Source organism: Advenella faeciporci (assembly GCF_014652395.1).
In the GTDB taxonomy this organism is placed as follows: Bacteria; Pseudomonadota; Gammaproteobacteria; order Burkholderiales; family Burkholderiaceae_B; genus Advenella; species Advenella faeciporci.
Genome location: NZ_BMYS01000021.1, coordinates 35,876 through 51,356 on the forward strand (window position 1 = coordinate 35,876; position 15,481 = coordinate 51,356).

At 52.7% G+C, this 15,481-nt stretch carries 16 protein-coding genes; 4 read left to right on the plus strand and 12 right to left on the minus strand.

What is annotated here, in order from left to right; genetic code table 11:
• Positions 1 to 10 precede the first annotated feature (10 nt).
• Genes fliJ through fliF form a run of 5 tightly spaced genes read right to left on the minus strand, consistent with a single transcriptional unit; the run spans position 11 to position 5,336 of the window.
• Positions 11 to 472 (minus strand): flagellar export protein FliJ, encoded by a 462-nt coding sequence (gene fliJ, locus IE074_RS12700; RefSeq protein ID WP_189385829.1) that lies wholly within the window; start codon positions 470 to 472, stop codon positions 11 to 13.
• Positions 469 to 1,929, minus strand: a complete 1,461-nt coding sequence (gene fliI / locus IE074_RS12705) for a flagellar protein export ATPase FliI (RefSeq protein WP_189385830.1) — start codon at positions 1,927 to 1,929, stop codon at positions 469 to 471. The genes fliJ and fliI overlap by 4 nt, the downstream gene beginning before the upstream one ends.
• 3 nt (positions 1,930 to 1,932) lie before the next feature.
• Entirely contained in the window at positions 1,933 to 2,721 is a 789-nt protein-coding gene (locus tag IE074_RS12710) for a flagellar assembly protein FliH (protein ID WP_189385831.1), read from the minus strand.
• Positions 2,705 to 3,709, minus strand: a complete 1,005-nt coding sequence (fliG, locus tag IE074_RS12715) for a flagellar motor switch protein FliG (protein WP_189385832.1) — start codon at positions 3,707 to 3,709, stop codon at positions 2,705 to 2,707. The genes IE074_RS12710 and fliG overlap by 17 nt, the downstream gene beginning before the upstream one ends.
• A complete protein-coding gene (gene fliF / locus IE074_RS12720) occupies positions 3,690 to 5,336 on the minus strand; it encodes a flagellar basal-body MS-ring/collar protein FliF (RefSeq protein WP_189385833.1) in 1,647 nt (548 codons plus the stop codon). Before fliF ends, fliG begins: the two co-directional genes overlap by 20 nt.
• Before the next feature lie 270 nt (positions 5,337 to 5,606).
• On the opposite strand from fliF, the gene fliE reads away from it, so the two are divergent.
• The gene (gene fliE / locus IE074_RS12725; protein WP_189385834.1) at positions 5,607 to 5,978 is read left to right on the plus strand and encodes a flagellar hook-basal body complex protein FliE; all 372 of its coding nucleotides are present in this window, start codon (positions 5,607 to 5,609) and stop codon (positions 5,976 to 5,978) included.
• A gap of 500 nt (positions 5,979 to 6,478) precedes the next feature.
• Here the strand turns inward: fliE and IE074_RS12730 are convergent, their stop codons facing one another.
• The 6 genes from IE074_RS12730 to fliD all read right to left on the minus strand — a co-directional run bounded on the left by IE074_RS12730 (position 6,479) and on the right by fliD (position 11,194).
• Entirely contained in the window at positions 6,479 to 6,856 is a 378-nt protein-coding gene (locus tag IE074_RS12730) for an endonuclease domain-containing protein (RefSeq protein ID WP_189385835.1), read from the minus strand.
• Positions 6,857 to 7,194: 338 nt separating this feature from the next.
• Positions 7,195 to 7,479 carry an EscU/YscU/HrcU family type III secretion system export apparatus switch protein gene (locus IE074_RS12735; RefSeq protein WP_189385848.1) on the minus strand — a complete coding sequence of 95 codons (285 nt, stop codon included), beginning with the start codon at positions 7,477 to 7,479 and terminating at the stop codon, positions 7,195 to 7,197.
• Positions 7,479 to 8,930: a flagellar hook-length control protein FliK gene (locus IE074_RS12740; protein ID WP_189385836.1), complete on the minus strand. Its 1,452-nt coding sequence runs from the start codon at positions 8,928 to 8,930 to the stop codon at positions 7,479 to 7,481. Before IE074_RS12740 ends, IE074_RS12735 begins: the two co-directional genes overlap by 1 nt.
• A gap of 9 nt (positions 8,931 to 8,939) precedes the next feature.
• Positions 8,940 to 9,344: a flagellar protein FliT gene (locus tag IE074_RS12745; protein WP_189385837.1), complete on the minus strand. Its 405-nt coding sequence runs from the start codon at positions 9,342 to 9,344 to the stop codon at positions 8,940 to 8,942.
• A gap of 38 nt (positions 9,345 to 9,382) precedes the next feature.
• Positions 9,383 to 9,799 (minus strand): flagellar export chaperone FliS, encoded by a 417-nt coding sequence (gene fliS, locus IE074_RS12750; RefSeq protein ID WP_189385838.1) that lies wholly within the window; start codon positions 9,797 to 9,799, stop codon positions 9,383 to 9,385.
• Positions 9,800 to 9,829: 30 nt separating this feature from the next.
• Positions 9,830 to 11,194 (minus strand): flagellar filament capping protein FliD, encoded by a 1,365-nt coding sequence (gene fliD, locus IE074_RS12755; RefSeq protein ID WP_189385839.1) that lies wholly within the window; start codon positions 11,192 to 11,194, stop codon positions 9,830 to 9,832.
• A gap of 400 nt (positions 11,195 to 11,594) precedes the next feature.
• Here fliD and IE074_RS12760 point away from each other — a divergent pair, with 400 nt between their 5' ends.
• Positions 11,595 to 12,353 carry an RNA polymerase sigma factor FliA gene (locus tag IE074_RS12760; RefSeq protein WP_189385840.1) on the plus strand — a complete coding sequence of 253 codons (759 nt, stop codon included), beginning with the start codon at positions 11,595 to 11,597 and terminating at the stop codon, positions 12,351 to 12,353.
• 145 nt (positions 12,354 to 12,498) lie between these two features.
• Positions 12,499 to 13,671 carry a FliC/FljB family flagellin gene (locus IE074_RS12765; RefSeq protein WP_189385841.1) on the plus strand — a complete coding sequence of 391 codons (1,173 nt, stop codon included), beginning with the start codon at positions 12,499 to 12,501 and terminating at the stop codon, positions 13,669 to 13,671.
• 116 nt (positions 13,672 to 13,787) lie between these two features.
• Here IE074_RS12765 and IE074_RS12770 read toward each other — a convergent pair whose 3' ends face one another.
• Positions 13,788 to 14,228, minus strand: a complete 441-nt coding sequence (locus IE074_RS12770) for a hypothetical protein (protein ID WP_189385842.1) — start codon at positions 14,226 to 14,228, stop codon at positions 13,788 to 13,790.
• 548 nt (positions 14,229 to 14,776) lie between these two features.
• Between IE074_RS12770 and IE074_RS12775 the strand changes: the two genes are divergently transcribed.
• Complete coding sequence (locus IE074_RS12775) at positions 14,777 to 15,214, plus strand: rolling circle replication-associated protein (protein ID WP_189385843.1); 438 nt, start codon at positions 14,777 to 14,779, stop codon at positions 15,212 to 15,214.
• Positions 15,215 to 15,481 lie beyond the last annotated feature (267 nt).

Consider the following 15,481-nt stretch of genomic DNA (forward strand, 5'->3'; position numbering starts at 1 on the left):
CCCATAAATGTTAACCCCCTGACTGTTGCCGCCTGCTGGCAAAGTAAGCTCGGGCGGCAAATTCGTCATTCATTTTCTGTTCTTGCCGGTTGGCAATTTTCAGCTGTTCCTGCTTTCTGCGGTCTATCAGGGCCTGCATCGAGTTTACCTCGCGGCGGGCTTCAAACCAGGCTTCACGCTCTTTCTCAACCTGCTTTTCAAGCTGGGCAATAATGGCACGCTGTTGCCCCAGTGCTTCTTCCAGGGTTGAAATGAATTTCTGGAAATTCACGCATTGGGCCGAGCTCATGCCTTCCTGCAGGCGGGCCTGCAAACGGGCAATATAATCCAGCCGGTATTCTCCCAGCATTTCAAGCTGTTTGATGGACTGGGTAATATTGGCTTCGGTTTGCGCCACCACGCGTGCCGCATCGTCCATTTTCTGAACGGCCAGTTCATGCAGGGTCTCGAAAGAATCGTTATTACGGCTCATAGGGTTAGTCCTGCAAACAGACGGCCCAGTTCCCGGGAGGCTTGCTCCATATCAACCTTTTCCTCAATATCCTGCATCAGGAACTTGCGCAGGAAAGGGTAGCGGTCAATAGCCGTGTCAATCTCAGGGTCATTGCCTTTTTTATAAGCCCCAACGGCCAGCAAGTCACGGTTACGCTGGTACATGGAATACAGTTGCTTGAATTTGCGGGCCATGGCCAAATGCTCCTTGCCCACCACCGCCGTCATCACCCTGGAAATGGAGGCTTCAATATCAATGGCCGGATAATGCCCGGTTTCGGCAAGCGAGCGCGACAGCACCACGTGCCCGTCCAGAATCGCCCGCGAAGCATCGGCAATCGGGTCCTGCTGGTCATCGCCTTCGGTGAGCACGGTATAAAAAGCGGTAATTGAACCGGCGGTTTTACCGTTAACGTTTTTACCATTGCCGGCCCGTTCCACCAAGGCGGGCAGGCGGGCAAAGACAGAGGGTGGATAGCCCTTGGTGGCCGGTGGTTCGCCAATGGCCAGGGCAATTTCGCGCAATGCCATGGCATAACGGGTCAAGGAATCCATAATCAGCAATACATGCTTGCCCTGGTCCCTGAAAAACTCGGCCAACCGGGTGGCATACACGCAGCCCTGGATACGCAGCAGGGGCGACACATCGGCCGGAGCGGCCACCACCACAGAGCGGCGCATGCCATCGGCACCCAGGTTTTGCTCAATAAATTCCTTCACTTCCCGGCCACGTTCGCCAATTAAGCCAACCACAATCACATCGGCCTTGGTGTAGCGGGCCATCATTCCCAACAGGACCGATTTACCCACCCCCGAACCGGCAAACAGCCCCATGCGCTGGCCACGGCCAACCGTTAACATGCTGTTAATGGCACGCACCCCGACATCCAGCGGGGTGTCAATGGGCGCGCGATCCAGCGGGTTAATATACGTGGCGGCCAGTGGGGCCGACCAGGCATTTTCAAACGGGCCAAGACTGTCCAGCGGTTTGCCGGCGCCATCCACCACCCGGCCCAGCAAAGAAAACCCTACCGGTAAGGTATGGCCCCCCTGGTTGCTTAAGTTGGCATAAGCGTCATCGGCTGCCTGCAATGGCACCCGGGGCGGCAGGGGGGCTTCGGCAGCTTCAACCCGCGCATTGGGCGGCAAGCCTGAAATATTGCCATAAGGCATCAGGAACAGGGTTTGCCCCTGAAAACCCACCACCTCGGCCTCTACCCATTTGTTACCCACCATTTGAATGCGGCAGGCAGCCCCCAAGGGCAAGGCAAGGCCGCTGGCTTCCAGCACCATGCCGGTAGCGCGGATAATGCGTCCGGCACTGGTTTGGAGCGGGCTGTCTTCAACCCGGCTGGCAGCACGCTTAAGCTGGTCTTGCCAGGCGGCAGTACCGGAAATGGCGGGGGTTTGGGCAGGGACAGAGGCGGGCGCGTTCACGGCTTACTCCTGTTTCGTCTGGGGGGCAGGCAGGCCAAGGCTGGCCAGTGCCTGTGCCCAGCGGGTTTGCAAGGTCGCGTCAATCTCGCCATAGGCGGTTTGCACATACCAGCCGCCCTGTTCAATATTGGGGTCTGCTTTCAGGCGGATATGCCCGGGCAGGGGCAGCTGGCCGCTTTTTTCAATCAGGGCGTAATCCTCGGGGTTAAGCTGCACCTCCATGGCCTGGTTCACGCCCGGTGGCTGGGTAATGGCCTGCCTGACCAGCGGAACCAGATGTTCGGGATGCTGTTTAAGCTCTTGCCCAATCACATGGCGGGCAATGGTGGTGGCCAGCTCAATAAGCGCCTGGCCCATGCTGGCATCCAGGTTGGCATACTGCTGTTGGGCCTGTTCGGCAAGGGCCAGCAAACGGGACTGGTGGGAAGCCGTCAATTCGGCCGCCGCCGCCAGTCCTTCACTGTAGCCCCGTTCGTAGCCGGCATCGTAACCTTCTTTATTGCCAGCGGCCAACCCTTCGGCATGACCGGTGGCATAGCCCTGTTCCTGTGCTTTTTGCAGGGTGTTCCTGCGTTCCTGTTCCAGCTGCTGCTGGCGCACCAGTTCCGGGTCGGGTGCGGCCTGTTGCTGTTCCTGCTGTTTTCTAAGGGTTTCAGGGTCAACAATCGTTTCCATCCGCCAGGGTGACCAGCCGGTCTCGTTCACGGACGGCTGTCCCGCTTTTTTCTTGAAAACCGGGTCGGCCAGCACCAGGGTTTCAGGCAGCTTGTCGGGCTTAGACGTAATCATCATCAGCGGTTTTGCTTAATGAAATCTGGCCGCTGTCGGCAAGACGGCGGGCGATGCCGATAATCGCACGCTGTTCGGCCTGGACCACCGATGCACGAACGCGGTTCATATCCTGAATCTCGTCACGCAGCATTTGTGCCGCACGGTTGGACATATTCTTGAAGAAGCGCTCACGGACTGCCTCGCTGGCGCCTTTCAGGGCCAGCACCAGCATATTGTTGTCGGTGATTTCGGCCATAATGGCTTGCAGGGTCACGTCATCAAGATCGGCCAGGTTTTCGAAGGTAAACATTTCTTCCTGGACACGCTGTGCCAGCTCGGCGTCACGCTCTTGCAAGTGCGTAATCATAGAGGTTTCCAGGCCCGTGTTCATGGTGTTGAGGATCTCGGCCGCAGCACGAACACCACCCATCTTGCTGCGCTTGGCGGTTTGGCCGGAAAGCACATTGTTGAGGACTTCGGTCAATTCGCGCAGCGCGGTTGGCTGTACGCCACCAAAGGTTGCAATACGTACAATCACATCATTGCGTACCCGCTCAGTCAGCAGCGACAGGGTATCGGCAGCCAGGTCGCGATCCAGGTGCACCAGAATCGTGGCAATAATCTGCGGGTGTTCGCCGGCAATCAGCTCGGCAATGTTCGCGGGCTCCAGCTGGTTAAGGGCCTCGATGCCGTTTTCATGCTTGGTCAGGTCAAGAATGTCTTCCAGAATGCCCGCGGCGCGATCGGTGCCCAGCGCCTTGTTCAGAATGGTGCGGATATATTCCTCGGAGCCCATATTGACCGACATGAACTGGTCGGCATCTTTGCGGAACTGTTCCAGTACGGCATTCACATTGTTGCGCGTCATGTTCTTCATGCCAATCATGGCGGCACCCAGTTCCTGAACCTCATGGGCACTCATGTACCGCAGAACGTCAGCCGCGGCTTCTTCGCCAATGGACATCAACAGGATAGCGCAACGTTCCATTTTATTTTCTGCTGTCATCATTGTTTTGATTCATCCAGGTTCTAAGTACCATTGCCACGGCACGCGGGTCTTCGGCCGCAATTTTCATGACCACATTAAGATTGTCCTCGTAGTGATCATGCTTGACGGGGATTTCGGCCTTGGCCTTGCGTTCGGCTTCTGCCTGTCGCAACGCGGCCTGTTTTTCGGCCAGTTCCATGTTTTTACGGTCTTCAAGTGCGCGGATAAGCGGTTTGAAAGCTTTCAGCCAGATTAACAGGACGGCGATAAACAGCAGCAGGTATTGTCCCAAGGTTTTGGCCAAGGCATGGATTTCCGGATCTTTCCATGCCGGAACCGGCTGGTCTGACGAAGTGAATGCGCTATTGACCACATTCAGGCTGTCACCACGTTCATCAGAGAACCCCACGGCTTCCCTGACCAGGGCATTGATTTGCTGCATGGTTTCTGCAGGCAGGGGGGCGGCTTCGCCGTTTTCGTTTTCACGGAAATTAACCACCACTGCCACAGAAAGGCGCTTGATGGTACCGACCGAGTCTTTAACATGGCTGATGGTGCGATCAAGCTCGTAGTTGATGGTGGCGTTATTGGTTTGGCTGGCCGGGTTAAGGACGGTGGTAGCGGTACCTGTTGTGGCATTGGTTGCTGCATTGGCGCCCGGCGGGTTTTCAATCGGGGCAACTGGTGGCGCAGGGGGCTCGTTAGACAGGGCGCCGGGTATCCCCATGGGCTGGCCAATACCGGCCTGGGCCGTGCGGTTGGTTTGCTCGCTGCGAATGGCGGCTTCATCGGGCTTCTGGTTGGGGCGATAAATTTCTGAAGTTTGTTCGCGCTGGGCAAAATCCATGCTGGCACTGACTTGCGCATGCACATTGCCACGGCCCACCACCGGCACCAGAATGGAAATAATGCGGGCCGTTAAGCGCTGCTCCAGCTCATCGGTAAACTTAAGATGCGTCTGGTTGGCACCAATGCCTTCAAGCCCGGCACTGGAAGACAGCAGGCGACCGCTTTGGTCAACGATAGATACATTTTCAGCCGTAAGGCCCGGAACGCTGGAAGCGACCAGCCAGGCAATGGCGGCAATCTGCCCGTCACCCAGGCTGCGGCCGGGGCTAAGCGTAACCAGGACCGAAGCGGTTGGCAGTTTCCGGTCACGCACGAACAGGGTCTGTTTGGGAATCGCCAGGTGAACCCGGGCGCTTTCCACCGAATTCATGGCTTCAATAGAACGGGCCAGCTCACCTTCAACCGCGCGCTGGTAGGTAACCTGTTCGGCAAACTGGCTGGCCCCGAACTGGGGGTCGTCCATCAGCTCAAAACCCACGCCGCCACCCTGTGGCAGACCCTGCTCGGCCAGCATCATGCGGGTTTCATGCACCTTGTCGGCAGGTATCAGAATGGCAGAACCGTTCTCATTGAACTGGTACGGTACGTTCAGCTTTTCAAGCGCGGTGACAATCGCGCCACCATCCTTGTCCTGCAGGTTGGAAAACAGCACCTTGTACTCGGGCCCGCGCATCCACAGCAGGCTGACAATGATTAACGCCACCAGCCCGGCGGCCGCACCCATTAATACCGGGCGCGGCAACACCAGCAGGCGTTCCACAATGGGGAAGCGGGCAGCAAGCTTATCCATGCCGCTCATGCCGGTCTACCTGTAAACCGTAAGGCAGTTAGGGCTGTGAATTCAATAATGACCATGGGAAACAACAAAAGACAATTATCCAGTTAAACTTTTTCAGACAGGTATTATCACCTGCCCGGGTGTAAAGCAATCAGGCATTAAAGCGGGGTTTTTTGGCTTATTCGGGCTATTGAAACTGGGGGGCAGGGGGTAATATGAGGATTAATTGCATGTTTGCTTTATTTTCATATTTGTTTTATCAGCCACATCGCTTACAGTCAGGATATTTTTATGCAAGCCATCTCGCCATTAGCCATTTCCGGCATGAACACATTGCAGCAACAAATGAAGGCAATGGCCAATGGAGCAAAAGCCGGTGAAGTTTCCGCACAACTGGGTAGCATGCAGCCCTTTGGGACACAAACCCCAGGCGTCACAAAAGCTTCTTTCGCCAGCGAACTGGACGCCGCCATCAAAAGCATCTCAGCCACCCAGCAAGCCGCCAACACCAAGGCCGAACAATTCATCATGGGCAAACCGGGTATTTCGCTGAACGATGTCATGATAGACATGCAAAAAGCCAGCATTGGTTTTCAAAGCGCGATCCAGGTAAGAAACAAACTGGTCCAGGCCTACCAGACCATCGCCAGCATGCCGATATAATTCCCCTCCTGCGGAGGGGTGGCGCGAAGCGACGGGGTGGTTCCAGACCAACCAAAGCGCCCAACGAAGCCCCCAACAATTCCCCTCCTGCGGAGGGGTGGCGCGAAGCGACGGGGTGGTTCCAGACCAACCAAAGCGCCCAACGAAGCCCCCAACAATTCCCCTCCTGCGGAGGGGTGGCGCGAAGCGACGGGGTGGTTCTAAACAAACCAAGCTGCCAATCGAAGCACCAAGGTGGTTCTAAGCAAGCAGAAGTGTTTTTCACGGTGTTTGGGCTTCGAGAGGCGTTTCTGTTTATTTGCAACCACCCCGTCAGGCTGCGCCTGCCACCCCTCCACAGAGGGGAATTATCCTTCTTCGTGGAAACGTTGGTGCTTCACATTCCCCTCCCGCGGAGGGGGGCGCATAGCGCCGGGGTGGTTGTAAGCAACCCAAGGTGCCAATCGAAGCACCAAGGTGGTTGTAAGCCAGCCGAAGCGCCTATCAAAGCGCTGAAGCACTTACTTCTTCAAAGCCACATGTCCTTCTAACCAAACCATAACCCCAGCCAAATTCCTTTTTACATCCTCATCCGTAACGTGAATCACTGTCAAACCAAGACTTTTCAGATAAGCATCACGTCTTGCATCGTATTCCGCTTTGTTAATATGGCTCTCCCCATCTATTTCAAGCGCTACTTTCAGCTCGGCGCAATAAAAATCAACAATATAGTTACCAATGATTTTTTGACGATCAAAATCCAGTCCTAAAAGTTGCTTTTTTTTGATTTGGTTCCATAACAACACCTCTGATAAATTCCCTGCCTGACGCAGTTTTCTTGCTCTTTGTTTTAGTTCGGGGTTGAAGGGCAAGGCAAAATAGTTTTTTGTTTTACGCATGGTGGTTGGGATAAGTGTAGCGGGAGGTTTATGCTACTACTCGGGGGTGGGAGCAGGGTATGAAGTGTGAGAAAAAGAACACTTGTGTTTGGTGGGGCTTCGATTGGGTGTCTTGGTATGTACAGAACCACCCCGTCAGGCTTCGCCTGACACCCCTCCGCAGGAGGGGAATGTGAGGCACCAACGTTTCCACGAAGCAGGAAAATTCCCCTCTGTGGAGGGGTGGCGCGAAGCGACGGGGTGGTTCTAAGCAAACCAAGCTGCCAATCGAAGCACCTAAACAACCCAAGCTGCCAATCGAAGCCCCCGGTTAATCCCAACCCCGCTACATCCCCCGCTCAGTTCCTTTCCAGTCCCGCTTCCAGTGAATAAATCCAGGCCAGCAATTCGGCCACTACGGTATACAGTTCGGGGGGGATTTGCTGGTCCAGGTCCACTTGCATCAGCATGGCCACCAGTTCTGGTGATTCATGCACGGGTATGTTGTGCTGTTTGGCCAGTTCAATAATGCTTTGCGCAATATTGCCCATGCCCTTGGCGACCACCCTGGGAGCCGGGTCTGTGGCATGGTAAGCCAAGGTGACGGCTGTTTTACGTGTTTCAGGTATGCCAGGCTTGTTCATCACGAATTCTCTTTTTGCTGACTGTCAGACTGTGAGTGCCCGGGGTCGGTGAATACTTCGAAGGAGTGGGTTTGCAGGCCCAATGCCTGCAAACGGTTGGTGAATTCGGGCATGCGTTGTAACAACAGCGATGCGGTGCTTTGATTGTCTTTCAGTTTGGGATTGTCTATCACCTGATACTGCGCCTGCACGTGATTGTCAATAATCTGCACCATCACGCGGATTTTCCCCAGCAAGGGCAGGCTTAGTGTTAGCGTGGTTGACCAAGGCGTATTGGCTTCGCCCTGTTCCTGGCGTGCAGCCTCATTACCTGCCTTGTTTTGTTCTTCTTCCGGCTGGTTGGCGGGTTGCTGGGCGGCAAAGGCTTGCGGGTTGTCTTTCTGGATTTCCCAGGTCATGGCAGCCCCTTGCCAGGCTTCACCCTGCCACACAATACGTTGCTGGTGATGCATTTCCAGCTGTTGTTGAACCAGGCTGGCCAGTGGGCCGGATAAAGGTGGCGGGGCAGGGGTTGCTTCTGCCTTGGCCTGGGTAAGGGCCGACAAGATTGATATTTGCCGGCTGATCTGCTGTTCTGCCTGTTGTTTTTTGAGTAACAGCGCCTTGGGGTGGTTGGCCAGTTCTTGTAAATTGCCGTTGCTGCGCAAAATGTGCCATAAAGTGGCCTCATAAGACAGGCCCGGCCGGGCAATTTCGCGGCTTAAGGTTTCACGGATAATTGATGCAAACAGGCTGGATCCCAGCGCCCGTAATGCCTCTTCTTTTAAAGGAGTGCCAGCGCCCGCTGCCTGAGAAGCCGCAGTACCCAAAAAAGACCCGCCCGCTGCCTGGGTGCCTGCACCACCCGGCAAAGACCCACCCATTACCTGAGCACTCGCGCTACCCGGTAAAGAACCGCTTCCCGCCTGCAAACCCGCACCACTACCCAATGCAGAACCGCCAGACGAGGCCGCCTGTTCAGCCGGACGCGACAGAAATGACAATAACTCTTTGGGATTTTTGGGAATAATGGGAGCGTGGTTGGGGTTGCTTAATGGTGCTGCCTGTTCGGGCATTTGCCCCAGCAGGGCCACCACACTTCTTGCGGCGCTGCTCCAGCGGGTAGAAGTTGACTCTACCGGGTTGCGGGCTGTGGCTTCTGCCGTATTGCTGCCTGCCTGGCCAATTGCCTGCTGGCTGCCCATACTGCCTGTATTGCCAACAGGGGCACCTTGTAAAGCGGTACGATGCCCAAGCGTTGCCTGCACGCTTTGTGCCACCGCCTGGAAATTGCCGGTTTGCAAATGCGCCTTGGTGGCGTTTTCAAGCGCCTCGGGCCGAGCGGCCGAGCCTGTGGGTAACACCGATTGCCGGCTACGGGCCGATTGCAGCTGTCCCTGCGCGGAAAGCGTAACACCCAGCGCGGTTTCCAGTCGTTGTACAAGAAGAGTGCTTAAGCTGCTTGATGACATAAGGCATGTTTACCCCGCCAGCTTCATGCCAGAATAAGCCTTGACCATTTTCTTTTGCTGGTTACGTGTATGCAGCAACTGCGACAGGCGCTTCATTTCAGGAGAAACCGCATCACGCACGGCGGCGTCATGCATAAGTACCTGACGCAGTAAATGGGAGCAGATTTCCCTTTCAGCCTTGTTGCCAGGCTGAAGATTGGCCTTGTTGCGAAGCACTTCCACTTCATGCACATAACTTTGACCCAATGCAAGCGTGGCTTCCCAGTTTTCCTGACGGGCCGCGTCTTCCATTTGCCGGGTAATGTTCACCAGTTGCTGGTAGGCTTCTATGACGCAGCTATTGCACTCTGGGGGGAAAGGTCCCGTGGCATTGGCTGGGCTTGCCTTGTTGCATTCTGAAGGATAATAAGTCATTTTTTATATCTTTTTGGTCTAATAGTAGTAAACCAACCCTATTTACGGGGCTTATTAGCAGTGGCTGTTTTCCAGGCACCGGTAATATCATCAAGCATTTTTTCAACCACATCCAGGTGTGATTCCTGCTGGTTCACACTGGCCAATAACAATTGCTGCGACATTAACCTGAAACTGAGGATCATGTTCCTGGCCACTTCACCGGCAGATTCGTCAATGCCGGGAATAAGGCCTGAATCGATAATACTGATGGCCTTTGAAATGTTCTCGCCCCGTTTGGCAATATCGCCATTCTGGAAATACAGCCTGGCTTTCATCACGCAAGACTGGGTGGCTTCCAGCATGATGGTGATCAGTTCCTCGGGGGAGGCGGTAAGTACCTGTGTTTCCAGACCTACTTTTGCATAAGCCTTGACAGGATTCTGGCCATTAGCCACGTTAGTAGTGTTCATCATAATATGAAATAAACCCTTAAAAATCAATCATTATTTACTGCCACTGGTATTCCACATGGACAATTGCTGGCTTAAATAGGCCGATGTCCCATTCATTTTTGCAACCAGTGAATCCAGCGCGGTAAATTGGGCCCGGTAGCGTTCCATCGTGGCTTCAATTTGAGCCTGTTTGCGCTCATATTGCGAATTCAGTTCTTCAATTCGCGTCTTGGTGCCTTTACTGGCAGTGGTCACAATGCCGGTGGTGCTGCTGATCAAGCTTTTGGTTACGTTTTGCGTATACGTGGCAATGCCGTTGGTTTTGTCCTGGAACAGCTTGGCAATGTCGTCCCGGTTTTCTGTCAGGGCTTTGTCAAACTTTTCTTCGTCCAGCTTAATGCTGCCATCGGCCTGGGTGCGGATACCCAGGTCAGACAGCGTTTTAAACGCACCACCATTGCTGCTTTGGAAACTCATAATGCCGCTTAAACGGGTTTGTACCGTACGGGCCGTATTGTCACCGTTCAATATGCTGCCGCCAGCTCCTTCGGTATACGCCGTGCTGCTTTTAATGAACTTCTGGACATTGTTATAAGCCGTAATGAATTCGTTAATGGCTGACTTGGTTTTGTCATCATTGCGCGTAACAGTTAGCGTTTGCGCTTCGGTGTCTACCTTGCTTAAGTTCAGGGTAACGCCCTGGATCACACCTTCCAGCTTGTTGGTGGCCTGGGTAACCTTAATTCCGTTTACATGAATGACCGCATCGGTGGCGGCCTGTTCGGTCATGCCGGTTTTGTCCAGCAATGCGCCCAGCTCAGCGTTATTCTCTACGGTAATATCACTAACGGCTGCCTGCGTACCCGTGGCAGTGGTGCTTATCATTAAGCGGAAGGGCGTGCCTGAACCGTCATTCATGATGCTGGCGCTAAGTCCCAGCTCTTTGTCGGCATTAATCGCTTTGGCAATATCCTGAAGAGAGGTGCCCTTGCCGGTCAGGTCCAGTGTTTTTACTTCTCCGTTTTCCAGCGTAAACTTAACCACGCCACCCGTGCCGTTTGCGGCGGCTTTATCGGCCACGCCATTGGCAATCAGCGTTTGGGTAGACGCCAGGGATTCCACTTTAATGCGGTAACTGCCCGCCACCGCAGAACTGCTGGCACTGGCGCTAAAGCTTTCACCGGTTTGGGTGGCGGTATATTGCCCAAAAGTCGTATCGCCTTCAAACGCTTTGGCAGCCGTTTGCAGTTTTTCTATGGCGCTGGAAAGCTGGCCATAGGCAGACAGGCGCGCGTTTTCAGTGCTTTTGCGCTGGGTAATGGTGCTTAATACGGATTCTTCGCTGGTACGCAGACCATCTAGCAAGGTAGATAAATCTAAACCTGAACCAACGCCAATGCTGGAAATATTAGCCATAATATAAGTTCTGTCTTAATCGTTGAAGGTTATTTCCTGAAAAGGCAAAAGGCATAATGTAAAAAACGCAATGTTGGCCTATATACAAAAACCTGATGCCGGCTTGGTAAACAGACAGAAAATAAAACCTTAAAGCTGTTTATACAGGATTTAACGGCTGGGTTTTGCCAATCTTTAATTTAAGGCCTGCATTAAATAGCGCTAAAGAACAGGCCTGCCATAAATGCATGCCGGCTAAACATAAACAACTTGATCATTCACAATGACTACCAAACATAATGACAGATAAACCCGTTTTCCAAAGCACCAATTACCCGTAAAACCTGGCCTAGTTCTGCCCATTGAATGCAAGCAAAATCGTTAATAATGACAAAATGTATACCAACCATATTCATCGTGCATGAGCAAGGCTACGTTACCAACACCCTCTATAGAGCAGATATTGCGCGAACACGCACCCCTGGTGCGTAGCATTGCCCTTAAAATGATGGCCCGGCTGCCCGCCAATATAGAACTGGATGACCTGATCCAGGCCGGTATGATTGGCCTGCTGGACGCCGCCCAGCGTTTTGAAAACACCGGTGCCGCCCAATTTACCAGCTATGCCAATACAAGAATACGGGGCGCCATTACCGACGAGCTGCGCCGCCAGGACTGGCTGCCCCGCACGATGCGCAGCAAAAACAGCAAAATCCAGAAAGCCATGGCCCAGGCCCAAAAAAAACTGGGCTATGAACCCGGCGACGAAGAAATTGCCGAAGAACTGGGTATTACCGTAGAAGCCTACCGCGAACAACTGCATGACGTCGGCACCGTGCATGTGGTGCATTACGAAGACTTCAGGTTTGACAGCGACGAAGGCGAACGGGAAAATAACCAGCTGGACAGGTTGATGGGGGGCACAGATGAATACAACCCACAAGCCGCTTTGCTAAATGAAGAGTTCAAACAGACTTTGGTTGAGTGTATTGGTAAATTGCCTGAAAGGGAACAGTTAGTACTGTCTTTGATATTTGAACAGGCCTTGAACCTGAAAGAAATAGCCGCTGTGCTGGACCTGACCGAGGGTAGGGTGTCGCAACTGCGTTCGCAGGCCGTGATAAGGTTGCGTGGGATGTTGAAAGAAGCGTATTGGGACCAGTTGCCGGAAAATTTTTAATAAAAAAATTAAAAAATAACAAAAAAACATTAAAGAAAAAAAAACACGGGCCGTTAATATGAACATAAACCGGTAGTAAGCCTTCAAGACAAAGGTGTTATGACTTGGTTTTTCTTGAAGTGATCTTATTTTTTTGGAGTGTTCCATGTCTGTAATTAATACAAACTATCTGGCTCTTGTTTCCCAGAATAACCTGACAAAATCCCAGAATGCTTTGGGTTCCGCAATTGAGCGTTTGTCTTCCGGCTTGCGCATTAACAGCGCCAAGGACGACGCTGCTGGTCAAGCTATTGCCAACCGCTTCACCGCCAACATCAAGGGTCTTACGCAAGCTGCTCGTAACGCTAACGATGGTATCTCTATCGCTCAGACGACAGAAGGTGCGTTGAATGAAATCAACAACAACCTGCAACGTGTTCGTGAGCTCACAGTACAAGCGCAAAACGGCACGAACTCCGCTTCCGATATTGACTCTATTCAACAGGAAGTCAACGAGCGGTTGAAAGAAATTGATCGTGTAGCCCAACAAACGAACTTCAACGGTCAAAAAATCCTTTCGTCAGCCACTGCGACTAAAATTTCGGTCCAGGTTGGCGCTGATGACGGCCAAACAATCGATATCGCCATCGCAGGCAATACTGGCTGGAACCTTTTGTCAACTGGCACAACAGCTGCTGGATCGCTGACGCCTATAGGCACTGAGGCTCGGAAGGTCGACGCAGAAGGTTTCGATGTCCGCTCCAAGAATACCTCTACTGTCGCTACAGCTGCTGGTCATGTGGCTACCCTCGAGGCAGCGGCTGCGACCAAAGCGACGTTCGCTGGAGGCGCGAACTTGGTCTCTTACACGGACGCAGGTGGAAATACCTCCTATGCCATGGTTGAAACCACCGCTCCTACTACTGGCCCCGCTTACGCGGTAACGTTCGATGAGAATGGCGTCGGAACCGTCGGTGACGCGTTGACGGGTGCCAACCAAACGCTCGCTCGTTTTACGGGTGCTACAGTAGCAGATGCTGCCACTGTCACCATTAACGGTGGTTCGGCTAATGCATTGAAAACAATCGATGATGCTCTCAAGGCTGTTGATAACCAACGCAGCTCGCTGGGTGCGATTCAGAATCGTTTCGAATCAACCATCTCGAACCTGAACAACACGATCACGAACTTGTCTTCGGCTCGCTCGCGAATTGAAGACGCCGACTACGCAGTCGAAGTCTCCAACATGACTCGCGCTCAGATTCTTCAACAGGCTGGTACGTCGGTTCTGGCTCAAGCCAACCAAGTGCCGCAAGGCGTCTTGAGCCTGCTGCGTTAATTCCAAGCAGTATTGGGGACGGGCAACCGTCCTCAAGTGGAACTACGAAACCGCCTTTCCTTCAGGATCGGCGGTTTTTCCATTTGGGATGCTGCGGTAGAGGGAGCGTCAGCCCTTTATAGCAAGAGCACTTTCTTTTTGGTCGGCTTTCCATCGCTTCCGATGACGGTCCGATATCCGTAGAGTCCGGCCCTCTCCAAGTTATTCCGAACGGTATTGTCGCTGACGCTGGCGCCTTCTTCACGCAGTGCCTTGCCGATCTGACTCGGGTTGGCATACAGGCCGGACTGGGCCATGTCCCAAATACGCTGCCTCACGTCAGCAGGTAAAGCCTTGCCGTTCTTCTTTGGTGCTCGGCTTTTAGGTGGTGGCACGATGGCCGCTCCGGTCTCGCTGAGATTTTTCTGCACGGAATATCGCCAGCGATTGTAATTACTTCGCGCCAACCCCAAGTCCTCACATGCCTGAGAGACTGTCTTTCGCTTGCTCTTGTCGTAGTGGTTGACGGCGCTATGGACGGCTTGTACCAGTCGCGTTTTTTCTTGCTGCTTGCTCATCAAAAAAACTATAACACATATGAGACAAACAGCAGCCTTGATGCCTGTTTTTCCGACGCGATTCGATAAATACCGGGCCACTTGGTTTCCTACGGCTTTTACCCGTGATACCGAGTGGCCTCATCTCATCAGTACGCACTCATCGGCATATGCCAATGGGGGTCTCAATTTCACGCGACAGGCGACTTTGTGATCAGGAACGTGGGGTCAGTCGTTCAGGATACTCGTCGGGCATTTGCAAATGCCCTTGGTGAAACTATGCCCAGAATATCTGTAATGAATATGGTGAAGTGAACCACATACACGGAATCACCACACAGGCAAAACACCAAAGAAAAGACAAAATATCCCTTTAATCAACATTTTCCTCTAACCACTTCATTGAAGGAATGGTGACCACATGACTGACCTAATCCACATATCTCACACCAGTCTGCCTGTAATGGGAATAACAACACACATAAAGGGCATACATTACCACGCATCACAACACCCAATCACTACAGGGAAATAGCTCTTCTCGTATTGATGACATCCTGGCAAAACTCATGGTTGATCTCCACTTCAATACCAAGCCAGAAGACATCGAGCTTCCACGTATTAAAAGGCGGGCGCAGTACATCTATGACATCACCCAACAGGACTTCGACTGGTTCGTCACATTGACCTTCAGGTACAAGAAGACCGATCACGACGAAGTCGTTCTGCTGGCAAAGAAATTCTTTGATTCGTTGAGTGCTGACCTATTCGGCAAGAGATCGAAGAAAAGAATAATTCATTTCTCAGCTATTGAGCGACATACCGACGGGTATCTTCACATCCATGTGTTGCTCAAGGAACCCAAGCCAGAAACACCTATTGGGAAAGAACAAATGAAAAGCTTAGTTCGGGCGAAATGGCTTGCTGTGTCCGGCTCCAATCTCGATATGTCTGCTCACAAAAACAGCAGCGGTGAGGACGATGATTTGAAGCGCTTTTCTTCGTAATGCTGTCGTAATTGCGCCTCATCAATTCGCCAACTGAGTTTGTGGGTCTTCATGTAAGGTAGATAGTTCTTGAAGATGAAATCGTGGTAGGTCGGGACAGCTCTGCGCTTGTATTATCGCAGTTGGTACCGACATGACCCCCCGAGTTCGACAGTTAAAATTTTAAGTTATTGATTTATAGTGGATTATGTTATAAACGCTCCATTACAAATTCACATATTCAACATCAGTGGTCGGTTTTTTAACCTTCAGGCTGGCTAACACAGC

Excerpts from the sequence above, each read along its gene's own strand:
- fliJ (WP_189385829.1), bottom strand. The coding sequence starts at position 472 with ATGAGCCGTAATAACGATTCTTTCGAGACCCTGCATGAACTGGCCGTT.
- IE074_RS12710 (WP_189385831.1), bottom strand. The coding sequence starts at position 2,721 with ATGATGATTACGTCTAAGCCCGACAAGCTGCCTGAAACCCTGGTGCTG.
- fliG (WP_189385832.1), bottom strand. The coding sequence starts at position 3,709 with ATGATGACAGCAGAAAATAAAATGGAACGTTGCGCTATCCTGTTGATG.
- fliF (WP_189385833.1), bottom strand. The coding sequence starts at position 5,336 with ATGAGCGGCATGGATAAGCTTGCTGCCCGCTTCCCCATTGTGGAACGC.
- fliE (WP_189385834.1), top strand. The coding sequence starts at position 5,607 with ATGCAAGCCATCTCGCCATTAGCCATTTCCGGCATGAACACATTGCAG.
- IE074_RS12730 (WP_189385835.1), bottom strand. The coding sequence starts at position 6,856 with ATGCGTAAAACAAAAAACTATTTTGCCTTGCCCTTCAACCCCGAACTA.
- IE074_RS12735 (WP_189385848.1), bottom strand. The coding sequence starts at position 7,479 with ATGAACAAGCCTGGCATACCTGAAACACGTAAAACAGCCGTCACCTTG.
- IE074_RS12740 (WP_189385836.1), bottom strand. The coding sequence starts at position 8,930 with ATGTCATCAAGCAGCTTAAGCACTCTTCTTGTACAACGACTGGAAACC.
- IE074_RS12745 (WP_189385837.1), bottom strand. The coding sequence starts at position 9,344 with ATGACTTATTATCCTTCAGAATGCAACAAGGCAAGCCCAGCCAATGCC.
- fliS (WP_189385838.1), bottom strand. The coding sequence starts at position 9,799 with ATGATGAACACTACTAACGTGGCTAATGGCCAGAATCCTGTCAAGGCT.
- fliD (WP_189385839.1), bottom strand. The coding sequence starts at position 11,194 with ATGGCTAATATTTCCAGCATTGGCGTTGGTTCAGGTTTAGATTTATCT.
- IE074_RS12760 (WP_189385840.1), top strand. The coding sequence starts at position 11,595 with ATGAGCAAGGCTACGTTACCAACACCCTCTATAGAGCAGATATTGCGC.
- IE074_RS12765 (WP_189385841.1), top strand. The coding sequence starts at position 12,499 with ATGTCTGTAATTAATACAAACTATCTGGCTCTTGTTTCCCAGAATAAC.
- IE074_RS12770 (WP_189385842.1), bottom strand. The coding sequence starts at position 14,228 with ATGAGCAAGCAGCAAGAAAAAACGCGACTGGTACAAGCCGTCCATAGC.
- IE074_RS12775 (WP_189385843.1), top strand. The coding sequence starts at position 14,777 with ATGGTTGATCTCCACTTCAATACCAAGCCAGAAGACATCGAGCTTCCA.